Below are 4,353 nucleotides of genomic sequence, written 5' to 3'. Positions count from 1 at the left end.
CATGTGGGTCATGAACCCGGACAAGCTCGCGCCGTACGTGGCCTCACTGCGGCAGGACGGCTGAGCGCCTCTCGAGAACGGTCCGCGGAGCCTGCATACGGTCCGTAAAACGCCCGGCCCGGCCCTGTTCGGCCCCCCATCGGCCGAACAGGCCGGGAATCCCCAACCAGCGGTCACGGGCGAGGTGCCCGCGGCACTCCGACGGCCCAACGCCGCACCCGAGTAGTCACATACGACACACTGCTCGAAGCTCGAGATCGAAGATGAAGCTAGTGCGTCACGTCGAGGCGGACGACCGCGCCGATCTCGACGAGCTGGTCGGGAAGCGCCAGGTCGGACACGCCCATCACGGTGCTGGTGGGCCGGTGGTCGCCGCAGTACGCGGCGTGCAGACGGGCGACCGTGTCGAAGTTCTCCCGCAGGTTCCTGACGAGGACGGTGGTCTCGACGATCTGGTCGCGGCCGGCGCCGAAGTGCTCCAGCACCCGGTCGAGGTTCTCGAGCGTCGTTCTGACCTGGAGCTCGAAGTCGCCCGCCCCGACGAAGGCCCCGGTGCTGTCGTGCGACAACTGCCCGGAGATGTAGACCGTTTCGCCGACCTGCACGGCCTGGCTGAATCCGAAGAGCGATTCCCACGGCATGCCGAAGCCGAATTCCCTGAACCGAACAGTCACAACTCTCTCCTTATAGTCGACCGAACCATCCCCGCGCGGGCGGATACGACAACCAAGACCGGCAGCGCCGCGATGGTGTGACAGCACCCCTCCCACACAGGCGGGGACGACTACGAAAGCCGGCAGTAGTCCTCCATGAGGGTCGGACGATCCTCACGCGGACGGGACGAGACGACTCCAGGACGCTGCAGTAGAACGACCAGCCCGGGAATCGTCCAAGGTCATGTTCGGCGGCGTGGTGTGACCGACACCACTCGGTGATCCGGTGACAGGCTATGCGGTGGGGCGGTCTCCGGCTCGATGTCTCGTTCGATCGGGTGACCCGTTGCCGACAGGCTTGATTGGTCGCCCCCATGGTGCGCTGTGCCCTTGGGGCCTCGGCTACCACAGCCCGAGCAGGCGTTTTGCAGCATCCGGCACATGAGTCAGGGCATGCAGGAGAACGGTGGGATCACAGCTCTCCAAGGCAGCCCCGGTGTACCCCCACGCCGCACCTATCGATCGGACACCGGCGGCTGAGGCTGCCGCGATGTCGCTGGGGCTGTCACCCACGAAACAGGCACGGTCAGGCGGCACGCCCAAGCGGTCGAGCGCAAGCTCGATGCCGGCGCCTGAGGGTTTCGGCTCCGCGTCGCCCCATCCCACCACCACGGTGAAGTACGACGAGAGCTCCTGAGGGACTATCGATGCAACCCGACTGCGGGGCTGCATGGTCACTACCCCGATCTCCGTGCCCGCGGCGGCGAGGTCCTGCAGAACCTCGACCGCACCGGGGAAGGGCGACGCGTTCCGCATGGCCACGCCCAACGCGATTTCCCACGCCATCCCGAACGCGACCTCCTCGTCGGCCACACCGAGGTGTGCCAGGAGTTCGTCGTGGCGCAGGTGGTCAAGGCCAGCAGGCAGTTCGCTCTCGGCAAGGAACTTGCCCAGCATGGCGCTGGCGACTCCGAGGACCGCCTGCCGCATGGCACGCCTGCTGTCCAGCAGGACGCCGTCGAGGTCGAAGAGAACAGCCGCCGGGGAACTACTCACTGTTTGAAACATCCACTCGCAACAAGACCGCCCGGGTACCAGACGTCCAGAGCAGACCTCTCCGGAGACGTCGATGCGCAGGTCGGCAGCAATCGAAGTACAAATGAGCCTACGACCGGCCATCCAGCCGACCGCGACCGGCCAGGTACAGATCTTCTCATGACGGACCCCACGGGCCGCCCGCGCGAATTCGGCCGACAGAGCCGCCGGGAGGAGTAGCCGGTTTGCCACCGCTTCGGTTGGCTGTCGGGACACCCCGCGTCGGCGGGGAGGATGTAGTGCTGCCGCCGGATCGGCAAGAGGCTGAAACAGTCGGCACGTGGTCACCCGGGCGAGCGTTGGCAAGCTGACTCGGCTGATCCGAATGTCACAGACCACCGCGCCGTCTGGTCTATGTGGATGGAATCGTCCGCAACCACGGAGGGTGAAGTTCCCATCATGAGCGTTGAACATTCGAAGCACGTCGAAAACCCCGGTACGACTCCGCCGCAGCCGAAGGTGGAGATCCTCGCGTCGGTCCCGAACGCGCCGATCCCCGACAATGCCGTGGCGACGACGGTGCTGATCACTCTGCCGCCCGGCAGCGCGGGTTCCCCACCGCACCGCCACTCCGGCCCCGGGTTCGGATATGTGGTAAAGGGCGAGATGATCTTCGAGCTGGAGGGTGAGCCGGAGCGCGTCATCAAGGCCGGAGAGACGTTCTGGGAGCCGGGAGGCGACGTCATCCACTATCAGGGCGCGAACAACCTACCGGACGCTGAAACCGTGTACATGGCGACGCTGCTCGGTGTGCCCGGGCAACCGGTGCTCATACCGGTGAGTGCGGAAGAGCTCGAGGAGCGTCGGAACCGCCGGGCACCTCGTCCCTGACGACTGGGTGGGGAGGCCGGCCGCGGGCCGGCCTCCCCACCTCACCGTTCCGCCCCTCACCAAGGCCGGCCTCTGGGGAGTTCGCATGAACCTGGCCGGCCGCCCTCACCGGCATGAGCAGCGTGCAACCCTCACGCGCCCCCGAAAAGGACCTTCATCCTGATCGCCGAGGCCCACGTCCGGACCGACAACCCGAGCCGGTACCTCACACACGTGTGGAGCCCCAGCGAGATGGGCGGTCACATGCGCCACCTGCCCTGCCTGTACCACGACGGCATGAAACCGCCACAGATGAGGTACGTCGGCTCATCCGGCACGCACGCGACCATCGACGTCGGCTGGGGCCGGTGCACCCTACAGGACGACCCAGCCGATCATTAGCCCGATGATTCCGCCACCGCTACTCCCAACCCAGCGGAGAAAACCTTGCCCCGTCCACAACGCCGCGCGACGCGCGGCCTCATAGCCGTCATCGCGTTGGTCGTCGCCGTCCACCTGGGCCTGGGCGGACTTCTGCTGGCTTCCGGTCCATGGAGGCATTGGGCCATCGGAACCGTCCTGGCACTGATCCTGGCGAAGGCCCTCTTTATCCTCGGCCGCCTCCTCATACGCCGCAGCAATGCCCGCAAAGCCGACTGACCACGCAACAGCCAAGACCCGCTGTCATCGTCCTGGCTGGTGTGATTACGGCGTTGGAGGCACCTGCGCGAAAACGCTCGGCCGGCACACACCAGCCGAGCGTTTCGCAGGCTCCTCACAACAGATGAACGACGTTGCTGCCACGGTCCCCTTGAACTCGCCTCGCCACAGGGGTCCTTGTGCCCGGTGCCGGAATGGTCACCCGCTCTGCGCTGAAGTGCCCACGGCCGGAGTGCGGCCGGTCGGCTCGGATTCGCCCTCCTTGAACCATGCGGGCGGGGTCATCCGCCCGGTTCCGTAGGCCATGTCGGTGTCCAGGAGATAGCCCCAGCTGGGCAGGTGGTCGTGGACCGCCCCTGTGGCGAGCGGCCAACCCTGGGCCTCGTCGCGGCGCCAGTCGGCGATCAGTTCAGCCACCACGCCGAACCATGTCCTGATGTTCACTCCGGCCTTCGAAAGGTTCGCCACGACCGCTTCGCGAACCATCTGGCCGGGTGCCTCGGCGCCGGAGGCGTCCATGACGGCGTGCACCTCGTAGCCGTCGAGGACCATGTCCAGGGACGGGAACGACAGGCATGTCGCGTCGGTGACGGCTGCGATGATGACCTTCTTGCGGCCGGTGGCTTCCAGCGCCTCGCGGAAGGCGGGCCAGCGGTAGGCGTTGATGACGCCGGGCCGGCGGATGACCTCACTGTCAGGGAAGAGCGCGGCCAGTTCGGGCACGAGGGCCCCGTTCGGACCCCAGTCGCGGCTGGTGGTGAGGATGACAGGCAGGCCCAGGGTCTTGGCGGCCCGGGCGAGCCCGAGGACGTTGTTCTTTGCCGTCTCGGGGGACATGTCGTCGATCAGCTGCATCAACCCGATCTGGTGGTCGATGAGCAGAAGGACCGCGTTCTCCGGGGACAGGGCGTCATAGGGGCCGTTGTTCGGCGTGTACGACACGGAGTACTCCTCCTCTTCGGCAATGCGATCTCAGCAATGCGCGAAATTCCACGATGTATTCTGAGTTGTTCATGAATTGGTTCTGCCGCCACGAGCTGCTGCCGCAGAATGATGCGGCTCGGACTGCGGCGAAGTGGGCTCGTAGGTCGCAGCGGGGCCTGATGAGCAGGGCCCCACAAAGGCTCACTGCTGC

4 protein-coding genes are annotated in these 4,353 nt (G+C 66.3%); 1 reads left to right on the top strand and 3 read right to left on the bottom strand.

What is annotated here, in order from left to right; translation table 11 throughout:
- Nucleotides 1–269 precede the first annotated feature (269 nt).
- Together SSP24_RS42035 and SSP24_RS43320 are read right to left on the bottom strand one after the other, a co-directional pair.
- The gene (locus tag SSP24_RS42035) at nucleotides 270–674 is read right to left on the bottom strand and encodes a RidA family protein (RefSeq protein WP_229866383.1); all 405 of its coding nucleotides are present in this window, start codon (nucleotides 672–674) and stop codon (nucleotides 270–272) included.
- A gap of 381 nt (nucleotides 675–1,055) precedes the next feature.
- Nucleotides 1,056–1,709 carry an HAD family hydrolase gene (locus SSP24_RS43320; RefSeq protein ID WP_167529877.1) on the bottom strand — a complete coding sequence of 218 codons (654 nt, stop codon included), beginning with the start codon at nucleotides 1,707–1,709 and terminating at the stop codon, nucleotides 1,056–1,058.
- A gap of 399 nt (nucleotides 1,710–2,108) precedes the next feature.
- Between SSP24_RS43320 and SSP24_RS42025 the strand changes: the two genes are divergently transcribed.
- Nucleotides 2,109–2,579: a cupin domain-containing protein gene (locus SSP24_RS42025; protein WP_229866384.1), complete on the top strand. Its 471-nt coding sequence runs from the start codon at nucleotides 2,109–2,111 to the stop codon at nucleotides 2,577–2,579.
- 837 nt (nucleotides 2,580–3,416) lie between these two features.
- Here SSP24_RS42025 and SSP24_RS42020 read toward each other — a convergent pair.
- The gene (locus tag SSP24_RS42020) at nucleotides 3,417–4,160 is read right to left on the bottom strand and encodes an isochorismatase family protein (RefSeq protein WP_218037164.1); all 744 of its coding nucleotides are present in this window, start codon (nucleotides 4,158–4,160) and stop codon (nucleotides 3,417–3,419) included.
- Nucleotides 4,161–4,353 lie beyond the last annotated feature (193 nt).

Origin of the sequence: Streptomyces spinoverrucosus, from assembly GCF_006539505.1 — a bacterium.
Taxonomy (GTDB): Bacteria; Actinomycetota; Actinomycetes; order Streptomycetales; family Streptomycetaceae; genus Streptomyces; species Streptomyces spinoverrucosus.
The sequence above is the reverse complement of the archived record's forward strand: the minus strand, read 5'-3'. Positions and strand labels throughout refer to the sequence as shown.